Origin of the sequence: Microvirga tunisiensis, assembly GCF_009296175.1 — a bacterium.
Classification (GTDB): domain Bacteria; phylum Pseudomonadota; class Alphaproteobacteria; order Rhizobiales; family Beijerinckiaceae; genus Microvirga; species Microvirga tunisiensis.
In genome coordinates this window covers 1-1,726 of the sequence record NZ_VOSK01000683.1, presented here as the reverse complement: position 1 = coordinate 1,726, position 1,726 = coordinate 1, and the positions used below count along the sequence as shown (strand labels likewise).

At 62.1% G+C, this 1,726-nt stretch carries 1 protein-coding gene; it reads left to right on the top strand.

The window, feature by feature from the left end:
* Positions 1-1,435, top strand: a 1,435-nt coding sequence (locus FS320_RS42835; RefSeq protein WP_152718579.1) for an autotransporter outer membrane beta-barrel domain-containing protein, incomplete at its 5' end; no start/stop codon positions are given.
* Positions 1,436-1,726 lie beyond the last annotated feature (291 nt).

Sequence of the window (1,726 nt, the reverse complement as noted above, 5' to 3'; positions counted from 1 at the left end):
TGCGGATGAAGGGAGTGCATCACGTCCTCCTGCGGTGAGAAGCTCGGCGTCGCAGGCCGTCAAAGCGCCAAGTGTACTCCTCAATGGCGTAACGCACCCGATCCCAACAACGTTCCGCCACCAAACAACTACCTACCGCATTCTCACGGCCGATGGCGGTGTAACTGGTCAGTTTGACCGGGTCAGATCCAACTTCGCCTTTTTGTCACCCTGGCTCAGCTACGACACCAACACCGTCAGCCTCACTCTGGTACAAACGGGAGCTCTCCATTCAGCGGCCGTGACCTCCAATCAATTGAATGTGGCTGATGCGATAGGGGCGCTCGGCTTAGGCAGCCCACTATTCCAGGCAGTTATCGGCCAGAGCGAGGTAGGTGCTCGCCAGGCGTTCGATGCCCTGTCCGGCGAGGCGCATGCATCGGCTTCTACTACGGCCTATACTGGAGCCAGCCTGATCCAGACCACCCTAGCAAGCCGCCTGCGCACCACTCTATCCTCCTCTGCCTTCAACCTTGTTCAGGACGTCTACCCTGCAGCCTTTGCGGCGGATCTGCCCGGGGCGGCTTCCCAGACGGTAGACGTACCCGTGCGCAGCCTCGACCCGCGCCACTTTATCCTATGGGGCGAGGGCTTTGGCTCCTGGGGTAAGCTGGACGGCAGCGCCACTGCAGCTGGTCTCGACACCTCTACCAGCGGGTTCATCCTGGGCGCTGAAGCCAAACTCGATCAATCCTACCGTTTCGGCCTCGCAGGAGGCTTCACCCGCGCGACCGTTGACGTGGACACCCGCCTCTCGTTCGGCTCCAATGAGAGTGTCTTCGGAGCGCTCTACGGCAGCGCGTCGTGGGGTAGTCTCAGCCTTCGGCTGGGCACCTCATTTGCTGCGCACGACATTGATCTTCAGCGCACGGTGCAATTCTCAGGCTTTGCCGAGGCAGTGAGTGCCTCTTACAGCGGCTGGACCGCTCAGGCCTTTGCGGAGGTGGGCTACCGCCTCGATTTAGGTGATGTGCAGTTGGAGCCGTTTGTTGGTGCCTCGCTCCTGCGCGTGCACACCGATGCGTTCCAGGAGAGCGGTGGAGCGGCAGCTCTGACCGGATTTGCGCAGCATCAGGATCTCGGTACCACCACTTTGGGTTTACGGGCGGAGACACGCCTGGGTGAAGAGGTGCCGCTCACGGTTCGTGGATTGCTGGGCTGGCACCATGCTTATGGCGATGTAGTGCCATCGGCGTTGCTGGCCTTCGGCAATGACGTGTCCACCTTCATGGTGTCCGGGACACCGGTGAATCGGGATGCCTTGATGGTCGAAGCTGGCCTTGAGTGGCAGGCGAGCCAAGCCATTAGCCTGAGTGTAGCCTACGAGGGGCAGATCGGCTCACAGGCCCAGCAGCATGCGCTGAAAGCGAACTTCGTCTGGCGCTTTGGTACGTGAGAGACAGGCATGACGGCCATCGCGCCTGCCGGTCTGGCAATGGGATTGCTCCGCACAGCTCTTTGATGCTGCACCTAACGAGCCGTTCGCTGCGCGGAGGGACCGCTTCTGTGTAGGGTTTCGGATGCCGGCCCGTCGCAGACGCAACCACGTGCACCGGGGCCGGCGTCCGGAAGCCTCCAGGGAAGGAACCCGCGGAACGGTTGGGCGCCGCGAGTGCCGCGCTCATCTATGGGGATTTGGGCGCTTCGGATCGGGTGCGGGATCCGCGCCGATGCACCCAAGCCAGCG